This window comes from Mesorhizobium sp. BE184, from assembly GCF_031457045.1.
Classification (GTDB): Bacteria; Pseudomonadota; Alphaproteobacteria; order Rhizobiales; family Rhizobiaceae; genus Mesorhizobium.
Window position 1 is genome coordinate 190,646 of sequence record NZ_JAVDVU010000003.1, and the last position, 23,028, is coordinate 213,673.

At 63.5% G+C, this 23,028-nt stretch carries 26 protein-coding genes and 1 riboswitch; of the genes, 11 read left to right on the plus strand and 15 right to left on the minus strand.

Going from position 1 to position 23,028, the window contains the following annotated elements:
• Positions 1 to 24 precede the first annotated feature (24 nt).
• From ftsE to J2X35_RS14570, 4 genes are all read left to right on the plus strand, one after another.
• On the plus strand, positions 25 to 684 hold the full coding sequence (gene ftsE, locus J2X35_RS14555) for a cell division ATP-binding protein FtsE (RefSeq protein ID WP_056112290.1): 660 nt from the start codon (positions 25 to 27) through the stop codon (positions 682 to 684).
• On the plus strand, positions 677 to 1,666 hold the full coding sequence (locus J2X35_RS14560; protein WP_310186806.1) for an ABC transporter permease: 990 nt from the start codon (positions 677 to 679) through the stop codon (positions 1,664 to 1,666). Before ftsE ends, J2X35_RS14560 begins: the two co-directional genes overlap by 8 nt.
• A gap of 203 nt (positions 1,667 to 1,869) precedes the next feature.
• On the plus strand, positions 1,870 to 2,472 hold the full coding sequence (locus J2X35_RS14565) for a YdcF family protein (RefSeq protein ID WP_244478767.1): 603 nt from the start codon (positions 1,870 to 1,872) through the stop codon (positions 2,470 to 2,472).
• A gap of 91 nt (positions 2,473 to 2,563) precedes the next feature.
• Entirely contained in the window at positions 2,564 to 3,367 is an 804-nt protein-coding gene (locus tag J2X35_RS14570; protein ID WP_310186808.1) for a 1-acyl-sn-glycerol-3-phosphate acyltransferase, read from the plus strand.
• On the opposite strand, the gene J2X35_RS14575 is transcribed toward J2X35_RS14570, so the two are convergent.
• The gene (locus J2X35_RS14575) at positions 3,364 to 4,311 is read right to left on the minus strand and encodes an aldo/keto reductase (RefSeq protein WP_310186809.1); all 948 of its coding nucleotides are present in this window, start codon (positions 4,309 to 4,311) and stop codon (positions 3,364 to 3,366) included. The genes J2X35_RS14570 and J2X35_RS14575 overlap by 4 nt on opposite strands.
• A 97-nt stretch (positions 4,312 to 4,408) precedes the next feature.
• Positions 4,409 to 4,930, minus strand: a complete 522-nt coding sequence (locus J2X35_RS14580; RefSeq protein ID WP_310186811.1) for a gamma-glutamylcyclotransferase — start codon at positions 4,928 to 4,930, stop codon at positions 4,409 to 4,411.
• An 89-nt stretch (positions 4,931 to 5,019) separates the two neighbouring features.
• On the opposite strand from J2X35_RS14580, the gene J2X35_RS14585 reads away from it, so the two are divergent.
• Complete coding sequence (locus J2X35_RS14585; RefSeq protein WP_310186813.1) at positions 5,020 to 6,015, plus strand: DUF2125 domain-containing protein; 996 nt, start codon at positions 5,020 to 5,022, stop codon at positions 6,013 to 6,015.
• Positions 6,016 to 6,063: 48 nt separating this feature from the next.
• On the opposite strand, the gene J2X35_RS14590 is transcribed toward J2X35_RS14585, so the two are convergent.
• Both J2X35_RS14590 and hisC read right to left on the minus strand, forming a co-directional pair.
• Positions 6,064 to 7,005, minus strand: coding sequence for a prephenate/arogenate dehydrogenase family protein (locus tag J2X35_RS14590; protein WP_310186815.1), 942 nt, complete (start codon positions 7,003 to 7,005; stop codon positions 6,064 to 6,066).
• Between the two features lie 4 nt (positions 7,006 to 7,009).
• Positions 7,010 to 8,119 (minus strand): histidinol-phosphate transaminase, encoded by a 1,110-nt coding sequence (gene hisC / locus J2X35_RS14595; RefSeq protein ID WP_056112271.1) that lies wholly within the window; start codon positions 8,117 to 8,119, stop codon positions 7,010 to 7,012.
• Positions 8,120 to 8,253: 134 nt separating this feature from the next.
• Positions 8,254 to 8,331: riboswitch (SAM riboswitch) on the plus strand.
• A 54-nt stretch (positions 8,332 to 8,385) separates the two neighbouring features.
• Between hisC and metA the strand changes: the two genes are divergently transcribed.
• The gene (gene metA, locus J2X35_RS14600) at positions 8,386 to 9,324 is read left to right on the plus strand and encodes a homoserine O-succinyltransferase (RefSeq protein WP_310186818.1); all 939 of its coding nucleotides are present in this window, start codon (positions 8,386 to 8,388) and stop codon (positions 9,322 to 9,324) included.
• Positions 9,325 to 9,356: 32 nt separating this feature from the next.
• Here metA and J2X35_RS14605 read toward each other — a convergent pair whose 3' ends face one another.
• A complete protein-coding gene (locus tag J2X35_RS14605) occupies positions 9,357 to 11,159 on the minus strand; it encodes an ABC transporter ATP-binding protein/permease (protein ID WP_310186820.1) in 1,803 nt (600 codons plus the stop codon).
• A gap of 1 nt (position 11,160) precedes the next feature.
• The gene (locus tag J2X35_RS14610) at positions 11,161 to 11,934 is read right to left on the minus strand and encodes a class I SAM-dependent methyltransferase (protein WP_056112264.1); all 774 of its coding nucleotides are present in this window, start codon (positions 11,932 to 11,934) and stop codon (positions 11,161 to 11,163) included.
• A gap of 120 nt (positions 11,935 to 12,054) precedes the next feature.
• Here J2X35_RS14610 and gloB point away from each other — a divergent pair, with 120 nt between their 5' ends.
• Positions 12,055 to 12,822 carry a hydroxyacylglutathione hydrolase gene (gene gloB / locus J2X35_RS14615; protein ID WP_056112261.1) on the plus strand — a complete coding sequence of 256 codons (768 nt, stop codon included), beginning with the start codon at positions 12,055 to 12,057 and terminating at the stop codon, positions 12,820 to 12,822.
• A 9-nt stretch (positions 12,823 to 12,831) separates the two neighbouring features.
• Here gloB and J2X35_RS14620 read toward each other — a convergent pair whose 3' ends face one another.
• The 3 genes from J2X35_RS14620 to J2X35_RS14630 are packed head-to-tail and all read right to left on the minus strand — an operon-like array spanning position 12,832 to position 15,225.
• On the minus strand, positions 12,832 to 13,500 hold the full coding sequence (locus J2X35_RS14620; RefSeq protein ID WP_310186822.1) for a lysoplasmalogenase: 669 nt from the start codon (positions 13,498 to 13,500) through the stop codon (positions 12,832 to 12,834).
• Positions 13,500 to 14,393: an EamA family transporter gene (locus J2X35_RS14625; protein ID WP_310186824.1), complete on the minus strand. Its 894-nt coding sequence runs from the start codon at positions 14,391 to 14,393 to the stop codon at positions 13,500 to 13,502. Before J2X35_RS14625 ends, J2X35_RS14620 begins: the two co-directional genes overlap by 1 nt.
• Positions 14,394 to 14,442: 49 nt before the next feature.
• The gene (locus J2X35_RS14630; protein WP_056112251.1) at positions 14,443 to 15,225 is read right to left on the minus strand and encodes a DUF3108 domain-containing protein; all 783 of its coding nucleotides are present in this window, start codon (positions 15,223 to 15,225) and stop codon (positions 14,443 to 14,445) included.
• 253 nt (positions 15,226 to 15,478) lie between these two features.
• Here J2X35_RS14630 and rpmB point away from each other — a divergent pair, with 253 nt between their 5' ends.
• The 3 genes from rpmB to J2X35_RS14645 all read left to right on the plus strand — a co-directional run bounded on the left by rpmB (position 15,479) and on the right by J2X35_RS14645 (position 17,216).
• Positions 15,479 to 15,787, plus strand: a complete 309-nt coding sequence (gene rpmB / locus J2X35_RS14635) for a 50S ribosomal protein L28 (RefSeq protein WP_056112247.1) — start codon at positions 15,479 to 15,481, stop codon at positions 15,785 to 15,787.
• 77 nt (positions 15,788 to 15,864) lie between these two features.
• Positions 15,865 to 16,545 carry a queuosine precursor transporter gene (locus J2X35_RS14640; protein ID WP_310186826.1) on the plus strand — a complete coding sequence of 227 codons (681 nt, stop codon included), beginning with the start codon at positions 15,865 to 15,867 and terminating at the stop codon, positions 16,543 to 16,545.
• Entirely contained in the window at positions 16,542 to 17,216 is a 675-nt protein-coding gene (locus J2X35_RS14645; protein WP_310186828.1) for a hypothetical protein, read from the plus strand. Before J2X35_RS14640 ends, J2X35_RS14645 begins: the two co-directional genes overlap by 4 nt.
• An 11-nt stretch (positions 17,217 to 17,227) precedes the next feature.
• Here the strand turns inward: J2X35_RS14645 and J2X35_RS14650 are convergent, their stop codons facing one another.
• The 5 genes from J2X35_RS14650 to J2X35_RS14670 form a co-directional block, all read right to left on the minus strand.
• Positions 17,228 to 17,599, minus strand: coding sequence for a VOC family protein (locus J2X35_RS14650; RefSeq protein ID WP_310186829.1), 372 nt, complete (start codon positions 17,597 to 17,599; stop codon positions 17,228 to 17,230).
• 152 nt (positions 17,600 to 17,751) lie between these two features.
• Positions 17,752 to 18,747: an esterase-like activity of phytase family protein gene (locus tag J2X35_RS14655; protein WP_310186830.1), complete on the minus strand. Its 996-nt coding sequence runs from the start codon at positions 18,745 to 18,747 to the stop codon at positions 17,752 to 17,754.
• Positions 18,748 to 18,800: 53 nt separating this feature from the next.
• Complete coding sequence (gene cobT, locus J2X35_RS14660) at positions 18,801 to 20,699, minus strand: cobaltochelatase subunit CobT (RefSeq protein WP_310186832.1); 1,899 nt, start codon at positions 20,697 to 20,699, stop codon at positions 18,801 to 18,803.
• A 10-nt stretch (positions 20,700 to 20,709) separates the two neighbouring features.
• Positions 20,710 to 21,696: a cobaltochelatase subunit CobS gene (cobS, locus tag J2X35_RS14665; protein ID WP_056112231.1), complete on the minus strand. Its 987-nt coding sequence runs from the start codon at positions 21,694 to 21,696 to the stop codon at positions 20,710 to 20,712.
• A 123-nt stretch (positions 21,697 to 21,819) separates the two neighbouring features.
• The gene (locus J2X35_RS14670) at positions 21,820 to 22,437 is read right to left on the minus strand and encodes a J domain-containing protein (protein ID WP_056112229.1); all 618 of its coding nucleotides are present in this window, start codon (positions 22,435 to 22,437) and stop codon (positions 21,820 to 21,822) included.
• A gap of 156 nt (positions 22,438 to 22,593) precedes the next feature.
• Between J2X35_RS14670 and J2X35_RS14675 the strand changes: the two genes are divergently transcribed.
• Complete coding sequence (locus J2X35_RS14675) at positions 22,594 to 22,896, plus strand: BolA family protein (protein WP_310186834.1); 303 nt, start codon at positions 22,594 to 22,596, stop codon at positions 22,894 to 22,896.
• A gap of 6 nt (positions 22,897 to 22,902) precedes the next feature.
• Here J2X35_RS14675 and J2X35_RS14680 read toward each other — a convergent pair whose 3' ends face one another.
• Positions 22,903 to 23,028, minus strand: coding sequence for a hypothetical protein (locus J2X35_RS14680; RefSeq protein WP_310186836.1), 126 nt, complete (start codon positions 23,026 to 23,028; stop codon positions 22,903 to 22,905).

Genomic DNA, 23,028 nt, shown 5'->3' on the forward strand with positions numbered 1-23,028 from the left:
TCCTAGAATTTCAGGCCGCCGAACGTGATCCGCTTCGAAAATGTCGGCCTCCGTTATGGCATGGGTCCGGAAATCCTCCGCGACATCTCCCTGCAGATACCGGAGCGCTCATTCCAGTTCCTCAGCGGTCCCTCCGGCGCCGGCAAGACGACATTGCTGCGCCTTCTGTTCATGTCGCTGAAGCCGACGCGCGGCCTGATCACCGTATTCGGCAAGGACAGGTCGCGCATCACACGGGCCGAACTGCCCTATCTCAGGCGGCGCATCGGCGTCGTGTTCCAGGATTTCCGCCTGCTCGACCACATGACGACATACGAAAATGTCGCCCTGCCGCTGCGGGTGCGCGGGCGCGAGGAATCCAGCTACCGCACGGACGTCACCGAACTGCTGAAATGGGTGGGGCTGGGCGAGCGCATGCATGTGCTGCCGCCGGTTCTTTCCGGCGGGGAAAAGCAGCGCACGGCAATAGCCCGCGCCCTGATCGAGCAGCCGGAAATCCTGCTGGCCGACGAACCGACCGGCAATGTCGATCCACAGCTCGCCCGCCGGCTGCTGCGGCTGTTCATAGAATTGAACCGGCTGGGAACGGCGGTGGTGATCGCCACCCACGATCTCGGCCTGATGGAACAGGTGGACGCGCGCCGCCTCATCCTCGCTGACGGCAGGCTCGACATCTATGACTGAGCTTTTTACCGAACCGCTTGAAGATGAAGCCGCCGGCAATGCCGAGCCGCAGCCCCGTATGCAGCGCCGTACGGCGCCCATCGTACCGGAGCAGAACATTGCCGGGCGGGCGCTGGTCAGCGTCATCGCCATCATGACATTTCTGTCGTGCCTGGCTTTCGGCGCAGTGACGCTGGTGCGCGACACGGCCTCGGTGTGGGAAAACCAGATTTCCCGCGAGGCGACGATCCAGATAAAGCCGGCGGACGGGCTGGACATGGACAAGGCGCTCGGCGAAGCGGCGCAACTGGCCAGCCGTATGCCGGGCGTGACTGGAACACGGATCATCGACCGCGAGGCGACCGCCCGGCTGCTCGAACCGTGGCTGGGAACCGGGCTGAACATCGACGAACTGCCCGTTCCGCGATTGGTGATCGTCACCATCGACCAAGCAAATCCACCGAACTTCGATGCGCTGCGCACGGCCCTTGCCAGCAAGATTCCCGGCGCGGCGCTCGACGATCACCGCACCTGGGTGGATCGTCTGGTCGCCATGGCCCGCACGACGGTAACGATTGGCGTAGCCGTGCTTGCTCTGATGCTGGTCGCCACGGTGCTGACAGTGGTGTTCGCGACGCGCGGCGCCATGGCCGGCAACGGCCATATCATTGAAGTGCTGCATTTCGTCGGCGCCGAAGCGCGTTTCATCGCGCGCCAGTTCCGGCGCCATTTCCTCGTCACCGGCACGAAAGGCGCCGCCGCGGGCGGAGCCGCGGCCGTCATGGTGTTCGTGGTTTTTTCCTGGTGGGCCTCGCGCAACCTGGCGACGCCGCAGGCAGACCAGGCCGCGGCGCTGTTCGGAAATTTCGCCATCGGCTCGGCCGGGTATCTCGGCGTCATCCTCATGGTCGGTCTGATCGGCGTTCTGACGGCTGCGACGTCGCATGTCACTGTCGTCGCCTATCTGAGCGACCTTGATGTCCGCCAGACGGACGGAGGCTAGCACCATACTGTGGAGATCACGAACGGAAAGACAATTTAACGGAAAATGCGCGTGGACACTACCAACGGCTGTGTTCCAGGACATATCTTGAGATGATGAACGGGCGCGAATCGATCGGGACGGTTGACGCGGCCTCAATGGCGAGGGCGACGCCTCGGCCGTTGCGGTTATGGCCGGTCGTACGCGCCGTCCTTTTTGGATGCATGGCCGGGGTTTTGGCGTTTGCAATCGGTTTCGGCTGGTTCGCCAACCATGTCAGCCGCCTCGTTACTCCAGCCAATCCCCAGAAGGCGGATGCGATCATCGTCCTGACCGGCGGGCAATCGCGGCTTGATGCCGGCATGAACCTGCTCGCCATGGGCAAGGGCGAACGCCTGCTGATCTCAGGCGTGCACCCGTCCGCAAGCCGCCGCCAGCTACAGAAAGCGACGGGCGGAGACAGGCGGTTGTTCTCCTGCTGCGTCGACATCGACCGCGCCGCGCTGGACACGATCGGCAATGCCGAGGAAAGCGCCAAATGGGTCGAGACCCACGCCTATGGCAGCGTCATCCTGGTCACCAACAACTACCACATGCCGCGCACGCTGCTGGAGATGGGACGGCTCTTGCGCCACGCCAAGCTGGAGCCGTATCCGGTGGTCAACTCCAACCTCGACAACGGCGAATGGCTGACCAAGCCGGAAGCGCTGCGGGTGCTGTTCACCGAATACAACAAATACCTCGTCGCGCTGGCGCGGGGTGTGCTGCCGCTCAAGCCGACGGCGGATGGCGTGGCCATCGCCGGGATGCAGACTGACCTTCACTAATCCGCCGTCTTCGCCATCCTACGGTCGTGTGAGCCTTTCCATTTGCCATGCGCTTGGTGTACGACGCCACAGTCTCACCGTGGCACCCGGCATGCTCCAAATCCGCTCCCTGGCCTTCAACTTCGTCTTCTACGTCAATCTGATCGTTCAGATGATCGTCTGGACGCCGTACTATTTCCTGTCGCCGCGCAGCTGGGCCTGGTTCGTACCGAAATTCTGGTCGCGCACCTCACTGTGGCTCTATGAGAAGGTCGCCAGGACGAAAAGCGATATCACCGGCATGGAGAACCTGCCGGAAGGGTCGTTCATCCTGGCTCCAAAACACCAGTCTTTCTGGGACGCGATCGCCTTCTTCCCCTATCTCGACGACCCGCTCTATATCCTCAAGCGCGAGCTGACGTGGATACCTTTCTTCGGCTGGTACATTCTCAAGATGCGGATGATCCCGGTCCATCGCGGCAGCCGTTCGCGGGCGCTGAAGGCGGTCGTCTCGGCGACGAGGCAAGAAATGGCGCGCAATCCGCGCCAGCTCATCATCTATCCCGAGGGGACGCGCCGCGCGCCGGGAGACGAGGCGGCCTACAAATATGGCATCGTCGAGCTTTATGCGCAGCTTGGCGTGCCGGTTGTGCCGGTTGCGCATGTTGCCGGCCTCTACTGGCCGCGCCGCAAGTTCCTGCGTTATCCGGGCACCATCAAGGCGCGATTCCTGCCCGCCATCCCCGCCGGGCTGGACAAGGAAGAATTCATGAACCGGCTGATTTCCGAAACGGAAGCCGCCTGCGACGCGCTGCTTCTGGAGGCCGCCGAAGAACCTAATGCACCGCCAATGCCGCCAACTGCCGTCAAGCGGCTGGCGGAACTGCGTGGAGCCAGAGCAGGCCGAGACGCTTAGGCGCTGGCCGAATCCAGCGCCTCGATATCGGCCGCATCAAGTTCCAGAGACGCGGCTTTCACCAGGCTCTCCACCTGTTCGACGCTGGTGGCGCTGGCAATCGGCGCGGTGACGCCAGGCCGTGCGATGATCCAGGCAAGCGCCACTTCCGCGGGTGCGGCCTTGCGGCGCTTCGCAACGGCGTCCAGGGCTGCCAGGATGCGCATGCCGCGTACGTCGAGATAGCGCTTCACGCCGCCGCCGCGCACGCTCTTGCCGAGATCGGCGGCGGTTCGGTATTTGCCGCTGAGGAAGCCGCTGGCGAGGCTGTAATAGGTGATGACGCCGAGGTCCTCTTTCATGCAGAGGTCGCGCAGCGCGCCGTCATACGAAGCGCGGTCGTAGAGGTTGTATTCGGGCTGCAGCACCTCATAGCGCGGTAAATCCCTCAATCTGGCCACGTCGAGCGCGGCCCGCAACTGGCTGGCATCGAGGTTCGAGGCGCCGATGTGGCGAACCTTGCCCTTCTCGATGAGCTTCTGATAGGCCCCGAGCGTTTCCTCATGGGGAACGGTGGGATCAGGCCAATGGGAAAGATAAAGGTCGATGACATCGGTCTGCAGGCGCTTGAGCGAGGCCTCGACGGCTTTTTCGATGTAGGATGCGGACAGGTCCTTCTTGCCCTGTCCCATGTCGGATCCGACCTTTGTGATGACCACGATGCTGTCGCGGTTGGCCCGGCTTTTCATCCATTTGCCGATGATGGCTTCGGATTCGCCGCCCTTGTTGCCGGATACCCAGCGGGAATAGGCATCGGCGGTATCGATGGTGTTGAGCCCGGCGTCGACGAAGCGATCCAGAAGTTCGAACGACGTTTTCTCGTCGGCGGTCCAGCCGAAGACGTTGCCGCCGAAAACCAGCGGCGCGATTTCAAGGTCCGTGCGACCGAGTCGACGTTTCTGCACGATAAATCTCCTGTCGGGGAATCATTCCGCCCAGCCAGAACCTAGGTTCTGGCGACGAAAGTTCAAAGACATCGAGCCGGTTTCGTCGCCGAACCGATCACGATTTGGCGAGCCGCGCGGCGACGGCCTCCAGCCAGTGGTCGCGGATTCCCAAAGCTTGCAGATGTTCGATGGTCGAGAAAAGATAGTCTTCGTTGTGGCCGGATTTTCCGGCCGACCCGCCGACGAAGGATGCCGCCTCGGCTTCGTCCAGAGCACCTGCATATTGCTTGTGACCCCTGTCGACGACATAGGCGGTGGCCTCGACCTTTGCACCCGTCTCGAGCCGCACGGCCAGCCGGCGTTCGAGATAGACGCTGGTGACCAGTTCGCGTTCGCGCAGATACGCCATGACTTCGCCGTGCAGGTCGCCGGGCACGCGAAAGGCCAGCCCGACGCAGGACCCGCCGCGGTCGAGCCCCAGGACAAGCCCCGGCCTTTCCGGCGTGCCGCGATGGACATAGGAATAGACGCAGAGCGAACGGCGGTAGCCGTAGAGCCGGGCGCGCTGCGTTTCGACATGGGCAAAGCCGGGCCGCCAGATCAGCGAGCCGTAGCCAAAAACCCAAAAATCGCCCATATGCCCGAGCCTGTGACAGAATGGATGTTACCGAATCGGGAGATCGCCCGAGCGGAGCCGAAAGCCAACGGGTTAAAGAGAGCCGCAGCATGACGTCAAGTGAAGAGCATCGGCCCAGACGCCGCCGCGGCCTCGTATGGCTGGTGCTGGCGCTGGCCGTCCTGTTCGGCCTCTACAGCGCCGGCTGGTTCTGGGCGGCGGACAAGGTGAGGACGGAAACCGCGCGCTCCATCGCCGCGCTGGAAGCGGACGGCATCGAGGCCGATTGCGTCAACCTGCAGGTCGGCGGCTTCCCGCTGCGCTTTTCTGTCACCTGCGACAGCCTCGCCTATCAGGACGACGGCAGAAATGTTGCGGCCTCGGCCGGCGGACTCAATGCTTCGGCCAGCCTGGCGAATTTCTTTCTCCCCAATGTCGAGCTTGCCGGGCCTTTGCGGACGACGGCCCCTGGAATGCCGCCGCTTTGGCTCGACTGGGACAGGTTGCAGGTCAAGTCGAAGCTGTCCTGGCCGCTCACCGGTGAACTGGCGGCATCAGCCGAAGGCTTGTCTGGCCAGACCGACCCGGAGGAGGGAGAGCCTGTCTCGCTGTTCAGCGCCACCGCGGCGGAAGCCCAGGTGCAGCCGAACGGAGAGGATCTCGACTATATGGGTTCCTTCAACGGCCTGCAGATCGATCCCGCGGCCATCAAGGGCCGTGAGTTGCCGCCGCTCGACGGCAGCGCCGACGCCACGATCAAGAACGGGCTCGCCGCGCTGCGCAGCAAGGTCCGCAGCCTCAGAGGTCAGTCGGCCGAGTTCCGCAACCTCGAACTGTCCTCTGGCGAAGCGCGGATCACCGTCGCCGGACCGGTTTCGATCGATGCCGAGGGGCTGATCGACGCCAATCTGACGATCAAGCTCAGCAATCCGAACGCGGTCGCGGACATCATCGCCAGGGCGATGCCGGAAAGGGATAGCGAAATCCGGCAGGGGTTCGCGGCGCTCGCCATGCTGGGCAACCAGACGTCGATGCCGCTCAAGGTTGTGAAGGGCAAGGCGTCGCTCGGCTTCATTCCGCTCGGACGGATCAAGCCGGTGGAGTAGGCAGTCGGCAGATCGGCAGTGGGCAGTCGGATTTCGATTGCCGACTGCCTATTGCCGACTGCCGCCTGGATGCTCCACCGCCTGGCGGCCGAAATCAGGGGCATCGATGTCCTGCCCGGCCTCGATGATCGAACGGCGGACGGCGCGGGTGCGGGTGAACAGGTCGAACAGCTTCTCGCCGTCGCCCCAGCGGATCGCCCGTTGCAGCGAGGCGAGGTCTTCCGAAAACCGCGCCAGCATCTCCAGGATCGCGTCCTTGTTATGCAGGCAGACGTCGCGCCACATGGTCGGGTCGGAGGCGGCGAGGCGGGTGAAGTCGCGGAAGCCGGACGCCGAATATTTGATGACCTCGGATTTGGTCACCGATTCCAGATCGTCGGCGGTGCCGACGATGTTGTAGGCGATGATGTGCGGCAAATGCGAGACGATCGCCAGCGTCATGTCGTGGTGCTGGGGGTCCATCGTGTCGATGTTGGAGCCGCAGCGGCGCCAGAATTCCGACAGTTTTTCCAGCGCGGCGGGATCGGTATCGGGCAGCGGCGTGAAGATGCACCAGCGGTTTTCGAACAGCTCGGCGAAGCCGGCATCGGGGCCGGATTTTTCCGTACCCGCCAGCGGGTGGCCGGGGATGAAATGCACGCCCGGCGGCACATGCGGCTGCATCTGGGCGATGACCGAGCCCTTGGTCGAGCCGACATCGGTGAGGATGGCTCCCCTTTTCAAGCTGGGTGCAATCTCTTGCGCAACCTGGCCGGAGGAGCCGACCGGAACCGAGACGATCACCAGATCGGCATCGCGCACGGCCTGTTGTGCGTCGGTAGTGTAGCTGTCGCCGAGGCCAAGCTCCTCGGCCCGCTTCAGCGTGGCTTGGCTGCGCGTCGAGATGGCGAGGTGGCCGGCGAGATGTTCGCGGCGGATGACCCGCGCCAGCGAAGAGCCGATGAGGCCGATGCCGACCAGCGCGATCTTGTTAAAAAGCGGTTCAGACATGGTCTCAGCTTTTCAGGAATGCGGACAGCGCGGCCACGACGCCGCGGTTCGCTTCTTCGGTGCCGATGGTCATGCGCAACGCATTGGGGAAGCCGTAGCCGGCGACACGGCGCAGGATGAAGCCGCGTGCCGTCAGATAATCGTCGGCCTTTGCCGCCGAATGCGCCGCGTCGTCCGGAAAATGGATCAGGATGAAGTTGCAGACGCTGGGCGTCACGCGCAGGCCGATCTGCGTCAGTTCCACCGTCAGCCAATCCAGCCATTCGCCGTTATGCGCGACGCTTTTCTCGACATGAGCGCGGTCTCGCATCGCGGCGGCGCCTGCCTCGATGGCCATGGCGTTGACGTTGAATGGATCACGCACCCGCTCGACGGCGGCGACGATGGAGGCAGGCGCGTAGCACCAGCCGATGCGAGCGCCGCCGAGGCCGTGAACCTTCGAGAAGGTGCGGGTCATGACGACATTCTCGTTGCCGGCGACCAGTTCGACGCCCGCCTCATAGTCGTTACGGCGGACAAATTCGGCGTAGGCCGCGTCCAGCACCAGAAGGACGTTCTTCGGAAGTCCCGCGTGCAGGCGGCGCACTTCCTCGAACGGCAGGTAGGTGCCGGTCGGGTTGTTCGGATTGGCGAGGAAGATGATCCTGGTGCGCGGGGTGACAGCCGCCAATATGGCGTCGACGTCGGTCCGCTCGTCCTTCTCCTTGGCGACTACGGCCGTCGCCCCGGTGCTCCGGATGTAAATCGGGTAGGCGAGGAAACCGTGCTCGCTGTAGATGCCCTCGTCGCCGGGCTCGAGATAAATGCGGGCCAGAAGCGCGAGGATTTCGTCGGAGCCATTGAAGGCGAGCACGTTGGCGAGGTTCAGCCCATGCGTGTCGGCGATCGCCTGCCTGAGTTTCAGGGACGAGCCGTCCGGATAGCGCTCAAGCCGTCCGGCCACGTCGCGGGCGGCCTCGATGGCTTTTTCGGAAGCGCCGAGCGGATTCTCGTTCGACGACAGCTTGTGCAGCTTCACGCCCGTCGGCGCGGTGCTCTTGCCCGGCACATAGGCGTCAATGTCCATGATCCCCGCGCGGGGGGTGGGGCGTATCTTTTCCTGTGCCTGATCCATCACAAGTATCCGTTCAGGGCTCCATGCCGGGGCCGCAGCGGGAATACAGGCGGGCGGGTTCAATGTCGAGAGCGACGGCTCCTGCGGCGGCCGGTTGAGAATCATTGACGTCAAGTCACACCGGTTCTAAATAGGGGGAGTCCCGTGGTGATTTGGCCGGTCGGCTTGCAGCCACGTAAAAAAAATCGCTAAAGGACCGTGGAGCACAAAATCCTCTGGGGCCGGTCGCGATTTCGCCGCCGGTCTTTTTGTTGGAGTGCCCGCTCATGCCGATCAAAATCCCCAATCAGCTTCCCGCCCGGGAAGTGTTGACGCATGAAGGCGTCTCCGTCATGGACGAAAAGACGGCGTTGCGTCAGGATATAAGGCCCCTGCAGATCGGCCTGTTGAACCTGATGCCCAACAAGGTTCGCACCGAGACGCAGATCGCCCGGCTGATCGGCGCCAGCCCGCTGCAGGTGGAACTGACGCTGGTGCGCATCGGCAACCACAAGGCCAGGAACACTTCGGCGGATCATCTCATCAGCTTCTACCAGACCTGGGACGAGGTGAAGCACCGCAAGTTCGACGGCTTCATCGTGACCGGCGCGCCGATCGAACTGCTGCCCTTCGAAGACGTGACCTACTGGGACGAGCTGACGCGCATTTTCGACTGGACGACAACGAACGTCCTTTCGTCGTTCTTCATCTGTTGGGGCGCCATGGCCGCCGCCTGGCATTTCCACGGTATCCCGAAGCACACGCTGGCAAAGAAGGCCTTCGGTGTTTACCGGCATCACAACCACGCGCCGGCCTCACCTTATCTGGCCGGGTTTTCCGACGATTTCGCCATTCCGGTCTCGCGCTGGACGGAAGTGCGCGGCGCCGACCTTCCAGCCGGAAGGGGCATCGATCTTTTGATGGATTCGGAGGAGACCGGCCCCTGCATGCTCGCCGAAAAGGCAGGCAACCGGCTCTATATGTTCAACCACATCGAGTACGACTCCACCTCGCTCAAGGAGGAATACGACCGCGACGTGGCGGCCGGTGTCGAGATCGCGGTGCCGCATGAGTATTATCCAAGTGACGATCCGACCAACCCGCCGCTCAACCGCTGGCGCTCGCATGCCCATCTTCTGTTCGGCAACTGGATCAACCAGGTTTACCAGATGACGCCGTACGACATCGACGATATTGGCGCTGGATCTGATCCGGCGGTCGCCTAGCCAATACCCTCGAACCGTATTGGGGGTGTTTTCTATCTTTTACGCTTCTTGACCGTTTTGGGCGGCGGCTCGATGGCGCCCGGACGGACATGCGGCGGTTTCAGCGCCGGACCCGCCGTGTCCTTGACGATATCCAGCGTTCTCGGAAAGAATTCGTAGTTGCGCTGGCTGCGCCCGATGTTGACGACTGCCGATTTGGGCAGGTTCCTTTCGATGGCGGCGAGCAGCTGCTTTGTCTGGGTGCCGTCGAACGTATCCAGCGCCTCGTCAATGATGACCCAGGCCGGTTTATGCAGGACAAGCCGGGCGAAGGCGAGGAGGCGTTGCTCGTCGTCGCTCAGTTCGTGTTCCCAGCGGGCGCTGCGGTCGAGCCAGGCGGAAAGCCGGTCGAGACCGACCGCGGCCAGCGCCTTCTTCATCGCCGCGTCGTCGATCTTTTCGGCCTTGCCGGACCGATTCAGCACTTCGCGCAGGGTACCGGGTGAAAAATAGGGCGTGCGGGAAATGAACATCGGCGTTTCCCCGGCAGGCAGGCCGATGCGCCCCTTGCCCCATGGCCACAGGCCGGCCACGGTGCGGAACAGCAGCGTCTTGCCCGAGCCGGGATCGCCGGTGACCAGCACGCGCTCGCCGGCCTCGATGCGGGTCTTCGGCTCGTTCAGCCTGATGCAGCCGGTCGGCGCGACGATTTCGAGCCCGTCGAAGGTCAGCGCGTCGTCCTTGTTCGCCACGATCTCGATGCGCTCTTCATCGCCATACAGGCTGTCTGTCTCGGTAAGCGCCATACGGAAATCGGCGACGCGCATCAGCGTCGCGCGCCAGTCGGCGATGCCGCCAATGTTGTTGACGAACCAGCGCAGCGAGGAATGCACCTGGTTGAAGGCGCCGACCGCCATCATCAGCCCGCCGAAGCTCAGATCGCCGGCGAAATAGACCGGCGAGGCGACCAGTATCGGCGCCACGACGGTGATCCAGCCATAGGTGTCGGTGACCCAGCCGAGATTGATCTGCGCGCCGTAGATGCGCAGCATCGCAGCCAGGACCGCGCCAAGGTCGGTTTCCAGCCGCCGCTTCTCGTCGGCCTCGCCGCGGGCGAGCGCGATGGCGTCGATGTGTTCGTTGACCCGCACCATGGAGTGGCGCAGTTCGGCCTCGCGCGCATAGCGGTCGCTGTTGAGCTGAATGAGCGGCCGCCCGACCAGCCAGCTGATCAGCGAGGCGAGACCGGCATACAGGAACGCTGCCCAGACCATATAGCCGGGAATGGCGATCGTGCGGTCGCCGATGTGGAAGGCGAAACCGGAAGACAGCGTCCACAGGACGCCGACGAAGGAGGCGAGCAGGATGCAGGCCTGCAGCAAGCCGACGCCCAGATCGGTGGTCAGATCGGAAAGATGGCCGGCGTCCTGCTGCATCCGCTGGTCGGGATTGACGCCGATGACGCCCGCATGGGTCAGGCGGAAGGCGCGGTTTGGCCGCATCCATTGGTCGATCAGGTCGAGCGTCAGCGTTTCGCGCAAGCGAAGCCGCAGCCGCTGGTTCAGCCATTGCTGGGCGATGTTGAGCAGCAAAAGGCCGCCGGCAATCATGGCGAAGACCATCAGCTGATGCAGGAAGCCCTGCAGGTCGCGCCGCTGGATGGCGTCGTAGAAGGGCTGGTTCCAGCGGTTGAGCAGGATTTGTCCGAACGACGTGGCGATGATGACGGCGAAGATGCCCGCCGCCGCCCAGTAAAGCGGCTTGCGCACCGGTGACGCCGCCAGCGCCTGCCGGACGGCGGAAACCTGTTCGCGCAGGCTGCTGGCCTCGACCGCCACGCTGTTTTCGTCGCTCATTTCAGCCTTGGCTCCGGCATGCTGCGTGCTTGCGGCCCTGACGCCCCATGCCGGTGGCGCCCTGCGGCGACAACACCGGTACGAAGACGCGCCGGGAGGCGCGCTGCGCCACGGGCACGCCCTGATAGAGCCGTTTCTGAGCCTCGACGACGATGACGCCGGAGAAGATCGGCCAGGCGCGGCGGCCCATGCGCTCCAGAACGCCCTGGAAGCGCATCATGAAGCGGCGTTGGGACGGCGGGAAATAGAGCGCGTCCGACCAGGCGGCGGGCGTGAAGTTAGCGTCGCGCAGCAGTTCGGTGAGCTGGCCGCGTGAAAACGGCCTGCCGGTGCCGAACGGCGTGTGTTCGAAACGCGCCCAGACGCCGCGTCGGTTCGGCACGACGATGACGACGCGCCCGGCCGGCGACAGCACGCGCCAGATTTCGTTGAGCGTCTCACGCGGGTTTTCGGCGTGCTCCAGGGAGTGGACGAGCAGCATTCGATCGATCGAGGCGTCAACCAGCGGCAGTTCCTCGTCGAAGACCAGCGCGGTCGCCACCGGCCCGGTCGCCGGCCATACCACGGCGCCCTGCGTCGCCGGCATGAAGGCCAGCGCGCGTTCGGCATCGGCGCCGAAGCGCTCGAGCCAGGGCAGGGTGTAGCCGAGACCGACCAGCCGCTCGTTCGGCACATTCGCCCAGATCGAGGACAGCGCCATGGTGATCGAGCGCTCGGCAAGACTGCCGAGCGGGCTCGCATAGAAGGAACGGAGATCGACAATGTCCGAATGCATGCGGCGGACGCTAACCCATGATGCGGCAAAGTTGAATGACCTTGGCCTTATAAGGCGAAGACGGGATGACAGCGGGCGTGGCGCGCCCTATCTCTGCGGCAGAAAAAGGAGAAAAAGACGATGGCGATCCAGGTCGAGCAGTTCATGTGCCGCAGCGACAATTTCGGCGTGCTTGTGCACGATTCCGAGACCGGCGAGACGGCGCTGATCGATGCGCCGGAAGAGGCGCCGATCCTTGCGGCCATCGAGCGCACCGGCTGGACACCGGGGCTGATCTTGACGACGCATCACCATGCGGACCATGTCGAGGCCAATCTCGCGCTGAAGGATCGCTTTGGCCTCAAGATCATCGGGCCGCGGGCGGAGCAGGAGAAGATTCCCGGCATTGACGACACGGTCGTCGAGGGATCGACACTTGCCTTCGGCAATGAGGAGGTCGAGGTGATCGAGACGCCGGGCCACACCGCCGGCCACGTATCCTATTATTTCCCGCAGTCGAAGGTGGTTTTCACCGCCGACACGCTGTTTGCACTGGGCTGCGGCAGGCTTTTCGAAAAGCCGCCCGAGGTCATGTACGAATCGCTGAAGAAGCTCTCCGAACTGCCGCCGGATACCGTCGTCTATTGCGGTCATGAATATACGCTGGCCAACGCGCGCTTTGCCCTCACCATCGATCCCGGCAATGTGCTTTTGCAGGAACGCGTCAAGAAGATCGAGGCGCTGCGGGCAGAGGACCGGCCGACGCTGCCGACGACGATCGGCGAAGAACTGGCGACCAATCCGTTTCTGCGCTGGGCCGATCCGGCCATCCGCAAGAACCTCGGCATGGAAGATGCTTCGAACGACGAGGTGTTCGCTGAGATCCGAAAGCGCAAGGACAATTTCTGAGTTCGGGCTTTAAGCCAGGACAAAAGCCAGAACGATCGCCAACTGGGCGCCATAGTAGGTGATCCACACGGCGCGGCGCATCAGCGGGCGGTAGGACGCCTGCGGGCGGGCGACGAACTTTTCCCATGCCAGCATGGCGTCGGACGCCATGAACAGGAGCGCGCCGCAGACGACCAGCGGCAAGCGCATGGTGAGCGCCGCCAGCGCCATCGCCAGAAGCGCAACCATATAGATCGCCACCGGCGGACGCAGATCGCTGCCGACCGGCCGCCAGAGCGCGAAAAGCATGGCCACGGCGAAAAGGACGAGCAGCAATGCCAGCGCGGCCCGCCAGGGCTCGCCGGCAAGCAGCCCCAGGCCTTCGCCATTGCCGAGGAACAGCACGATATAGGCGAGATGGGCGGCCAGGAAACTGACCAGCCCGGCCATGAAGGGCAGTTCGCCGTCGCGCGACAGGAATGCATCGCCCGCCGCGCTGAGCAGCAGCGCCAGGAGCAGCAGCCACGGCGCGTCCTGCGTGATGGCGAGGCCGGCCAGGAGCAGGATCGACAGGGTCTTCACCGCGGTGCGGGACAATGTCGGTCCCATATCGACCGTGAGCAGGTAGATTATGGCCGCCGCGACCGAGAATAGCAGCGTTGCGTTGGGAGTGGCCTCAATCCCTCCGGGGAACAGCATCAGGCGCTTGCTCCGGTTTGAGCCGAGGCGCGGCGGCGAAACAGAAGCGATTTTGCCGCCAGCACGGCGCCGCCGGTGATGAGCAGGCAGGCAGCGAGAATGCGCAGGGACGGCTCGGCGAAGCCGGTGGCGATCAGCACCAGCGTCGACAGCAAGGGCGCGGCATAGCTTGCCGCCCCGAGCACCTGGATGTTGCCGCGCTTGACGCCGATATCCCAGGCATAGAAGGCGGCGCCCACCGGCATCAGGCCGAGGCCAAGCACGGCCAGCCATTGCCCCGGCGTCGCCGGCAGCACGGTCTGCTCAAGCGCAAGATGGCAAAACAGCGACAGGATCGCCGTGGCGGCGCAGAACCAGGTGACGATTGTGGTCGGCACCGATGGAAACCGGCGCGACAGCAGCGAATAGGCGGACCATAAAAGCGCGCATACCGCGGCCATGGCATATCCAAAGGCGTAGTTGGCCTCGAAGGAAAGGCCACTGCCCTTGGTGACGATCAGGACGGTGCCGGCCAGCCCCAGCAGCGCGCCGGCGACATGGTTCCAGGCCAGCCGCTCGCCCGGCATCAGCGCCGATCCCAGAACAATCAGCAGCGGCCAGAGATAGGCGATGAGACTGGCTTCGACCGCCGGTGCGTTCCGCAGAGCGGTGAAGTAGAAGAAATGATAGCCGAACAGACCGGCAATGCCGATCAGCCAGACCTGAGGCGGGATTTTCACCGGCCGGTCAGGACGAGCCATGAACAGCCGCGCGGCCAGCCCGACGCAGGTGCCGATGGCGAAGGTCATCGCCGACAGCAGGAAGGGCGGCACCGAACCGGACGCGTCGGTGAGAAGCGCCAGCAGCGCCCACATGGCGACTGCCGAGAAGCCGATCAGTGTCGCGCGCCCCATATCTCCCCCAAGATATTCGCCGGGCTTTCCCGACGGCGCCGCAGTGCGCCTATTTCGTCACTTCAAAACGCCTTGCGCGGATGGTGATGGTACCGATCTGGGTTCCGACGGTGGCGTAGATGGGCGCATATACGCCGGTTTGCCCCAGAGGCGCAAACGTCACCATGATGCGGCTTTTGTTGCGCAGGAATTCCAGCGCCTTGCGGCCCTTGCGGTAACCCGACACCGGTTCGAAGCGCATGGAGCAGGTGACAGTCGGCCCCTCATAGCCCTGGACGGAAATGGAGCCGGTGGAATCATGCGTCAGCTTCAAATTGGCGCGCATTTCGCTGTCGTAGAGCTTCACCGTGCGGCCGCAGACCTTTTCCAGGCTTTCGGCGCTGATGACGGTGGCGGTAATCGGATCGACCACCCCCTTGAGGTCCGCCGCGCCAATCGGCAGCCAGTCGCTGCCGCGCTTCTTCGGCTTCGGCGTCACCTCGGTACTGACGACATTGCCGCCCTGGAAGCGGACGTCGATGGTGGATGCCTTCTTCCCCGACGTATAGGAGCTGTGGAACCGGCTCGGCCTGATATCGTCGCCCTCGATGCGGCCGGACGAGCTGATCGAACCCTTGGTATCGTCGAAGAGGCGCGCCAGCCCGGAGGCCGAAAAGGCGCCCTTCACCGAATAAGCTCCGTCCTTGAACGTACTGTTGAAGGTGGAGCTTGCCACCGGCAGACCGAGGAAGGTGATCGAATAATCGCCGGTGAACGAATAGTCGCCTTGCTTGCCTGTCGCCGGCACCGTGACCACGAGCGCCGCGAGAAGGAGGTTCGCCAGCCCTGCCATGCCCGGATTTCCTTATCTTTCCGCAAGCCGCAGGGGATTGCGATATGTCCCATCGCCTTGTTTCAACCGGCCAAATCCGGCATTAATGTGGATACGCAGGCCTTTGCAGCGCGCCGCGCGGCATTCGCCGGCTTGACGCCTTGGCCAAATGCCCCTATGGAACGCCAACTTTTCCATGGGCCGCTTCAGGAAGACCGCGCGCCGACCGGCGCGGGCACGAAGTTTGGTTCGACAGTTATTGAAGGTTAGCATCATGTCACGCGCCTGCGAACTCACCGGCAAAGCCGTTCTGACCGGCAACAATGTGAGCCACGCCAACAACAAGACCAAGCGTCGCTTCCTGCCGAATCTCGTCAATGTGACGCTGATCTCGGAAGCGCTGAACCAGAATGTGCGCCTGCGTATCTCCGCCAACGCGCTGCGTTCGGTCGAGCATCGCGGCGGTCTCGACGCTTTCCTGGCCAAGGCCGATGTGGCCGAGCTGTCGCAGAAGGCGCGCCTGCTGAAGAAGCAGATCGCCAAGAAGCAGGCTGACCAGCCGGCCGAGCAGCCGGCAGCCTGATCCGTTCAAGGCGGGGGACGACCGCCTTTCCTGGAGCATGATTTCGCTCCGCTGGTTCCATTACCCAGGATAAAAAAATGAACTTCTTTTCCCGTTACCTGCCCTTCGTGGCCGCCATGGCGCTTGTCGTGGTGGCGTCCAACATTCTCGTGCAGTTTCCCGTGCAGGGAACCGTCGGCGGGCTTTCGCTCGCCGACATTTTGACATGGGGCGCCTTCACCTATCCCTTCGCCTTCCTGGTGACCGACCTCGCCAATCGCCGCTACGGGCCCGCGGTGGCGCGCCGGATTGTCTTTGTTGGCTTCATGACGGCTGTCGTGTGTTCGATCGTCATGCCGCCGCTGCTGTTCCGCGCCGGCCTGATCGAGTTCCAGACGGCGGCCGACCGGCTGGTGCGCATCGCAGCTGCGTCGGGCGCGGCGTTTCTCACCGCACAGCTTCTTGACGTGACGGTGTTCAACTGGCTGCGCCGGCAGAGCTGGTGGCGGGCGCCGATCTTCGGCACGCTGGCCGGCTCGGTCGTCGACACCGTGGTGTTCTTCTCGGTGGCCTTTTCCGCCGCCTTCGCCTTTTCCGGCCCGAACGATGCCTTCGCGCTGGAGACCGCGCCGCTGCTGGGTGTGCTGCCGATCGAGACGATGCGCTGGGTGTCCTGGGCGCTCGGCGACCTTTCTGTCAAGCTGATCATCGCCGTCTTCGCGCTGATTCCCTACCGGCTCATCGCCGCCCGCTGGAGCCAGAAGACGGTCACCGCTTGATCCCGTGGATCCAGCTCGACAGGGCCGAAATGCCCGATGGCGGCGGCGACCTGCGGCTGAAGCGGCGCGGCAGCGAATTCTCCATCATGCTCGGCGCCACCGAACTGATGAACAGCCGGCTGAGCGGTTCCGAGGAGGCGCTTGCCAGCCTGGCGTGCCAGAGGGTCGGCTCACGCAAGCAGGCCAGTTTTCTCATTGGTGGTCTCGGCATGGGTTTTACGCTGCGCGCCGCGCTAACCGGGCTTTCCGCCGATGCGCACGTCGCGGTGGCCGAACTGGTGCCGGCGGTGGTGTCATGGGCGCGTGGGCCGATGGCGGAAATCTTCGCCGGCTGCCTGGACGATCCGCGTGTTTCGATCATTGAGACCGACGTCGGCGCTGTAATCGCGCAGGCGAAAGCCAGCTATGACGCCATCCTCCTTGATGTGGACAACGGCCCCGAGGGGCTGACCCGGCGTGAGAACGATCGTCTTTACGACCTTGCCGGGCTGGGCAAGGCGCACGCCGCGCTGACCGCTGGCGGTATTCTCGCCGTCTGGTCCTCGGCGCCCGATGCCGGCTTCACCCGCCGGCTGATCCGCGCCGGCTTTTCGGTCGAAGAGGTCAAGGTGCGCGCCACCGGCAAACGCGGCGCGCGTCATATCATCTGGCTGGCGACCAAGGGCGGCTGAGAGGCCAAGCGTCACATATTGTTCAAGTGCAATATGTTGCCGTCGGGATCCTTGAACCAGACCATCTTCATCTTGCCGGCGACATGGATGTCGCCCTGCAATTCAATGCCGTCATAGTGTTCGAAGGTGACGCCTTTCGCGGCGAGGTCGGCGACGATGGTGTCGATCTCGTCACCGACGTCCCAGACCACGGCATTGGCCTTGTTGGTGCCGGCGAATTCCGAACGATAGACGACGAGCGAGGTGTCGCCGGTGCGGAAAACCACCACTTCACCCATGCTGTCGTCGGTGATCTCGAGGCCGAGCACGTCGCGATAGAACGCTGTCGCGCGGGCGATGTCGGAGACCGCGACGATGGCGGTCGAGGTTTTGTCCTTGAGCATTGTTTTCTCCTTCCGGCTGTTCGGATGCGGAACGTCTCGTGCCGGCAACGGGTTGCCGGTTGAGCCGAAGCATGTCCCAAGGACGTTTGGGCCGGCCCGATGCCGACAGTTGAAACAGAACGTGCAGGAAGAGGGCGTTTGGCCCCGGCTGTTCAATCCTGATGCAGGATGAACTCGAGATAAAGGTTGCGCTGCAGGATCGAATGGTTGTCGTCGGACATCAGCGACACCATCAAGGCTCCGTCGTCGCGGGCCCATACGTCCATGCCTTCCATATTGTCGATCTGGTAGCTCATGTCGGCTTCCAGCAGCACCGGGCCGTCGGCCACCTTGCCCTTGGCGATGCTGGCGCCATCAATGCGGCGAAGCCGCATCCGCACGCCCGAGGCGATGGAGAAGGAACGTTCCAGCAGCAGGAGGTCGCCGCCCGGCAGGAAGGCGCCGTCGGTGATGTCGAACTCGCCGTTGCGCTTGACGGTGAAGATGCCCTTGCCCGGACCCTCGATGATGGCCGCGAAAATATTGCCGGCCCTGTCGAGGCTCTTTTCCGACACGACGACCAGACTGCCGTTGTGTCGGCTTTCCGGCGTCGAATGGGTGACTGTCTCGAAACCCCGGTTCTGGCGCAGTTCGTTGGCCGGCACGAGGAAATCGAGCTCCCGGAAAGGGGCCTTCATGTCGTTCGGGTCGATCCTGAACTGCGCGATGCGGTGGTTGCGCTCGAAGCCGACCGTGGCGACGCCATCCCGGACGTCCAGCCCCTCCGCATCAACTTCCCATTTGCGGTCGATGAGCTGGCCATCCTTGCCGACCATCTGCTGCATGGTGAAGTTCGTCACGCCAGACGGACGCTTCTGCGCATCATGGACGATGCTGCCAAAGAACCAGAAACCGGTGTCGGCAACGCCGATGAAATCGCTGCCCGGCTTGAGGAAACGGAAGGCCGACAGTGCGCCCAGATCGCGTGCGGTCGATGTCATCTCCAGTCCGCCGACGAATTCCAGCGGCCCGAACCGGGTATCGTCGTGGCCGATATGGAACTGGGCGATCGGGCGGGCGGCGATTTCGATGGGTTCGACAAAATTGCGTTCGACGGCCTGCCCAGGCAAGCCGAACAGTAGCGCGAAAAGCACCAGAAAAATCGCCATCGAACATCGAACGGATAGAAATCGAGCGGAATTCAGCACAGCCGCCAGTGTGGTCATCCAGCCCGCCTGAAGCCGCCGCGTCGCGTCTCCTTGGCTGTCTCCTCGCCAAACAGCGAGGCAAGCTGCTCGGTCATGGCGCCGGCAAGCTCCTCGGCATCGACGATGGTGACGGCGCGGCGATAATAGCGCGTAACATCGTGGCCGATGCCGATGGCCAGCAGTTCGACCGGCGAGCGGGTCTCGATCAGGTCGATGACGGCGCGCAGATGCCGCTCCAGGTAGTTGCCGGGGTTTACCGACAGCGTCGAATCATCGACGGGTGCGCCATCCGAGATCATCATCAGGATCTTGCGTTGTTCAGGCCTGCCCATGAGGCGCTGGTGCGCCCACATCAGCGCCTCGCCGTCGATATTCTCCTTCAGCAGGCCCTCTCGCATCATCAGGCCGAGATTGCGGCGGGCGCGTCGCCACGGATGGTCGGCGGACTTGTAGATGATATGGCGCAAATCGTTCAGCCGGCCCGGATTAGGCGGCTTGCCATCCTTCAGCCACTTCTCGCGCGCCTGTCCGCCCTTCCAGGCGCGGGTGGTGAAGCCAAGGATCTCGACCGAGACGCCGCAGCGCTCCAGCGTGCGCGCCAATATGTCGGCGCAGGTGGCCGCAACCGTGATCGGCCGGCCGCGCATCGAGCCGGAATTGTCGAGCACCAGCGTCACCACCGTGTCACGGAACTTGGTGTCGCGCTCCTGCTTGAACGACAGCGGCTGCATCGGGTCTATGACGACGCGCACCAGCCGCGCCGGATCGAGGTAACCTTCCTCGAGATCGAAATCCCATGAACGGTTCTGCTGCGCCATCAGGCGGCGTTGCAGGCGGTTGGCAAGGCGGCCGACGACGCCCTGCAGATTGGAGAGCTGCTTGTCGAGGAAGGCGCGCAGGCGATCCAGCTCCTCCTCGTCGCACAGTTCCTCGGCCCCGACCGTCTCGTCGAAGGCGGTGGTGAAGACCTTGTAGTCGATCTCCTTCGGCAGATTGGCGAAGGGATTGTCGTTGCGCCGGGCCTCGCCCGGCGTCTCGGCATCCGCATCGTCCTCATCGGACAAATCTTCCGAGGATGCGTCGGCGGATTCGGATTCAGCCGTGTCCTGGTCATCGTCCGATGCCTCGGCGTCGTCGGCTTGAGAATCTTCTCCGCCCGAATCGTCCTCGCCGCCTTCCTCGCTTTGTTCCTCGCCCTGCGGCTGGTTGTCGTCGTTGTCTTCGCTGTCCTCGGTTTCCTGGTCGTCGCCCAGTTCCTCGGCCATCTCCATCGACGCCAGCATGTCGCGTACGACGCGGGCAAAAGCCTGCTGATCGTCGAGCTTGTCGGCCAGCCCGTCGAGATCGGCGCCGGCCTTGTCCTCGACCCAGGGACGCCACAGATCGACCAGTTGTTCGCCACTCTTCGGCGGGGGCCGACCGGTCAGCTTCTCGCGCACCATCAGCGCCAGCGCTTCCTCGACGGGTGCGTCTTCCCTGTCGCGGATGTCGACGAGATTGGCCTTGGTGTACTTGTCTTCCAGCATCGAGCCGATGTTGTCGGCGATGCCCGTCATCATGCGCGAGCCGATTGCCTCGACGCGCGCCTGTTCGACGGCGTCATAAACGGCACGCGCCTGCTTGCCTTCCGGCGCCAGCTTCAGATGGATGCGGGCGTCATGGCAGGCGCGCTTGAGCGCCATGGAATCGCCGAGCCCGCGGGTGACCGCGATATCGGTTCGGGAAGGCTTCTTCGGCAGTTCGGGCAGCCGCGCGCGGCTGCCGGCCAGCGCCGGCCGGTCCTTGGCGAAACCGACCTCCATCTCCTTGTCGCCGGAGATGGCGCGCATGCAGACCGTTAGCGAGCGCTTGAAGCTGTCGGCTTCCTGCCCCGTTTTCGATTTGTTGCGCGTGTTGTCGCCGGCTCCGGCCATGGCGCTCTTGTTATCCCAGCACCACGTTGGCGGCGCTCTCGGGCAGGTCCTCGCCAAAGGCGCGCTGATAGAACTCGGCCACCACCGAACGCTCCAGCTCGTCGCACTTGTTCAGGAAGGTCAGCCGGAAGGCCATGCCGACATCGCCGAAGATCTCGGCGTTCTCGGCCCAGGTGATGACGGTGCGCGGGCTCATCACCGTCGACAGGTCGCCATTGACGAAGGCCGAACGCGTCATGTCGGCGACGCGCACCATCTTGTTGACGATCTCCTTGCCCTTGGCGTCGCGGTAATGCTTGGCCTTGGCCAGAACGATGGCGACCTCGTTGTCGTGCGGCAGGTAGTTCAGCGTGGTGACGATCGACCAGCGATCCATCTGCGCCTGGTTGATCTGCTGGGTGCCGTGGTAGAGACCGGTGGTGTCGCCGAGGCCGACCGTGTTGGCGGTGGCGAACAGGCGGAAGGCCGGATGCGGGCGGATGACGCGGCTCTGGTCGAGCAGGGTCAGGCGGCCCGACGATTCCAGCACGCGCTGGATGACGAACATCACGTCGGGACGGCCGGCGTCATACTCGTCGAAGCAGAGCGCGACATTGTGCTGGTAGGCCCAGGGCAGGATGCCGTCGCGGAATTCCGTGACCTGCATGCCTTCCTGCACGACGATTGCGTCCTTGCCGACGAGGTCGATACGGCTGACATGGCTGTCGAGATTGACGCGCACCATCGGCCAGTTCAGCCGGGCGGCTACCTGTTCGATATGGGTTGATTTGCCGGTGCCGTGATAGCCGGAAACCATGACGCGGCGGTTGAAGGCGAACCCGGCGAGGATCGCCATGGTTGTGTGCTTGTCGAACAGATAATCCGGATCGATGTCGGGCACATGCTCGGTCGCCACCGAATAGGCAGGTACGACCATCTTGGAATCGAAGCCGAATTTGTCCTTCACCGACACCGTTGTGTCGGGCAGGTTGGCGATGTCACGTTCGACCTTGTTCATAACGTCTCAACGTCTCCACGGGCGAGGCGATGCGCTTCGCCGGCAATCCACTTTTGTCCGGGGGCGGTCTTAAAACCTTTTCCAACCCGATGATAGTTGGAAAAATGCCTCGGTCCCTATGACCTAGCACAGGCCCGCTTGCTTGAGCACGCGGTAGGCCTGAAGCACGTCGCGGAACCGGTCTTCCGAACCTCTGTCGCCACCGTTGGCGTCGGGATGGTGGCGTTTCACCAGTTCTTTATAGCGCGCCTTGATGTCCTTGCCAGTCGCCTTTACGTCAAGGCCAAGCGTTTCCAGCGCCTTGGCCTCAAGGGGCTTGGCCTTGCGCTCCTTCGGGGCGCTACGGTCCCGCGCCTCGTTGAACAGGTTGAACGGATCGCGCATGCGGTTGTGGTAGCCGGCGCGGCCGGATCGTTGCTGGGCGAAATCGGGGGCCGAGCGCGTGCTGGCGCTGGCGCCCATCTTCCAGGTCGGGCGGTGTCCGGTCATCGCCTCCTTCTGGAAGCGGGCGATCTCATTGTCGGAGACGCCGGAGAAATAGTTGAAGCCCTTGTTGTATTCGCGCACATGGTCGAAGCAGAAGCGGAAATACTCACCCTCCTTCATCCGGCCGACCGGCGCCTTGTGGGTGCCCGGCTCCTTGCAGCCATCCCATTGGCAGACCGGCGCGCGCGACTTCAGCTCCGCGTCCTTCTCGGGACGGATGCGGATTTTCTCGAAATATTTGGGATAAGCCTTCATCGCACCCCATCTATGGGACGTTCGCCGATGCGAAACAAGAATTGACATTTTTGCATTGATCGCCCTAACCGCTGAATCGCGGAGGAATGCGGCGCCAAATCGGTGGCGGAAAATCGGCCGGCGGCGACGCCGTGTATTTGGTGAAGGAAAACGGCAATGTCCATACAAACGGCAATGGAAAAAAAACTGACAGAGACATTTTCGCCGGAGCGGCTGGCTGTCATCAACGAAAGCCACCTGCACGCCGGGCACCATCATGAGGAATCAGGCCACCACGCCGTCTATGACGGCACCGGCGAAACGCATTTTCGCGTCCGCATCGTCGCGCCCGCCTTTGCCGGCATGAGCCGGCTGGAACGCCATCGCGCCGTCAACGATCTGCTCGCCGGCGAATTGAAGGCCGGGCTGCACGCCCTGGCGATCGAGCCGGCGGCGCCGGGCGAAAAGGTGAGGTGGTGACTAAACTCACCAGATGATCTGCACATGGGGATAGTCGCGGATCAGTTGTTCGCTTGCCATGGCGACTGCATTGTCGATGGGAACGAAGCGAACCGAGGGGGCTGACTCGACCGCTGCGATCCAGCTGGACAA

Bases quoted from the DNA above. Each gene is read 5' to 3' on its own strand.
- J2X35_RS14560 (WP_310186806.1), top strand. From the start codon at position 677: ATGACTGAGCTTTTTACCGAACCGCTTGAAGATGAAGCCGCCGGCAAT.
- J2X35_RS14565 (WP_244478767.1), top strand. From the start codon at position 1,870: ATGGCCGGGGTTTTGGCGTTTGCAATCGGTTTCGGCTGGTTCGCCAAC.
- J2X35_RS14570 (WP_310186808.1), top strand. From the start codon at position 2,564: ATGCTCCAAATCCGCTCCCTGGCCTTCAACTTCGTCTTCTACGTCAAT.
- J2X35_RS14580 (WP_310186811.1), bottom strand. From the start codon at position 4,930: ATGGGCGATTTTTGGGTTTTTGGCTACGGCTCGCTGATCTGGCGGCCC.
- J2X35_RS14585 (WP_310186813.1), top strand. From the start codon at position 5,020: ATGACGTCAAGTGAAGAGCATCGGCCCAGACGCCGCCGCGGCCTCGTA.
- J2X35_RS14590 (WP_310186815.1), bottom strand. From the start codon at position 7,005: ATGTCTGAACCGCTTTTTAACAAGATCGCGCTGGTCGGCATCGGCCTC.
- hisC (WP_056112271.1), bottom strand. From the start codon at position 8,119: ATGGATCAGGCACAGGAAAAGATACGCCCCACCCCCCGCGCGGGGATC.
- metA (WP_310186818.1), top strand. From the start codon at position 8,386: ATGCCGATCAAAATCCCCAATCAGCTTCCCGCCCGGGAAGTGTTGACG.
- J2X35_RS14605 (WP_310186820.1), bottom strand. From the start codon at position 11,159: ATGAGCGACGAAAACAGCGTGGCGGTCGAGGCCAGCAGCCTGCGCGAA.
- J2X35_RS14610 (WP_056112264.1), bottom strand. From the start codon at position 11,934: ATGCATTCGGACATTGTCGATCTCCGTTCCTTCTATGCGAGCCCGCTC.
- gloB (WP_056112261.1), top strand. From the start codon at position 12,055: ATGGCGATCCAGGTCGAGCAGTTCATGTGCCGCAGCGACAATTTCGGC.
- J2X35_RS14620 (WP_310186822.1), bottom strand. From the start codon at position 13,500: ATGCTGTTCCCCGGAGGGATTGAGGCCACTCCCAACGCAACGCTGCTA.
- J2X35_RS14625 (WP_310186824.1), bottom strand. From the start codon at position 14,393: ATGGGGCGCGCGACACTGATCGGCTTCTCGGCAGTCGCCATGTGGGCG.
- J2X35_RS14630 (WP_056112251.1), bottom strand. From the start codon at position 15,225: ATGGCAGGGCTGGCGAACCTCCTTCTCGCGGCGCTCGTGGTCACGGTG.
- rpmB (WP_056112247.1), top strand. From the start codon at position 15,479: ATGTCACGCGCCTGCGAACTCACCGGCAAAGCCGTTCTGACCGGCAAC.
- J2X35_RS14640 (WP_310186826.1), top strand. From the start codon at position 15,865: ATGAACTTCTTTTCCCGTTACCTGCCCTTCGTGGCCGCCATGGCGCTT.
- J2X35_RS14650 (WP_310186829.1), bottom strand. From the start codon at position 17,599: ATGCTCAAGGACAAAACCTCGACCGCCATCGTCGCGGTCTCCGACATC.
- J2X35_RS14655 (WP_310186830.1), bottom strand. From the start codon at position 18,747: ATGGCGATTTTTCTGGTGCTTTTCGCGCTACTGTTCGGCTTGCCTGGG.
- cobT (WP_310186832.1), bottom strand. From the start codon at position 20,699: ATGGCCGGAGCCGGCGACAACACGCGCAACAAATCGAAAACGGGGCAG.
- cobS (WP_056112231.1), bottom strand. From the start codon at position 21,696: ATGAACAAGGTCGAACGTGACATCGCCAACCTGCCCGACACAACGGTG.
- J2X35_RS14670 (WP_056112229.1), bottom strand. From the start codon at position 22,437: ATGAAGGCTTATCCCAAATATTTCGAGAAAATCCGCATCCGTCCCGAG.
- J2X35_RS14675 (WP_310186834.1), top strand. From the start codon at position 22,594: ATGTCCATACAAACGGCAATGGAAAAAAAACTGACAGAGACATTTTCG.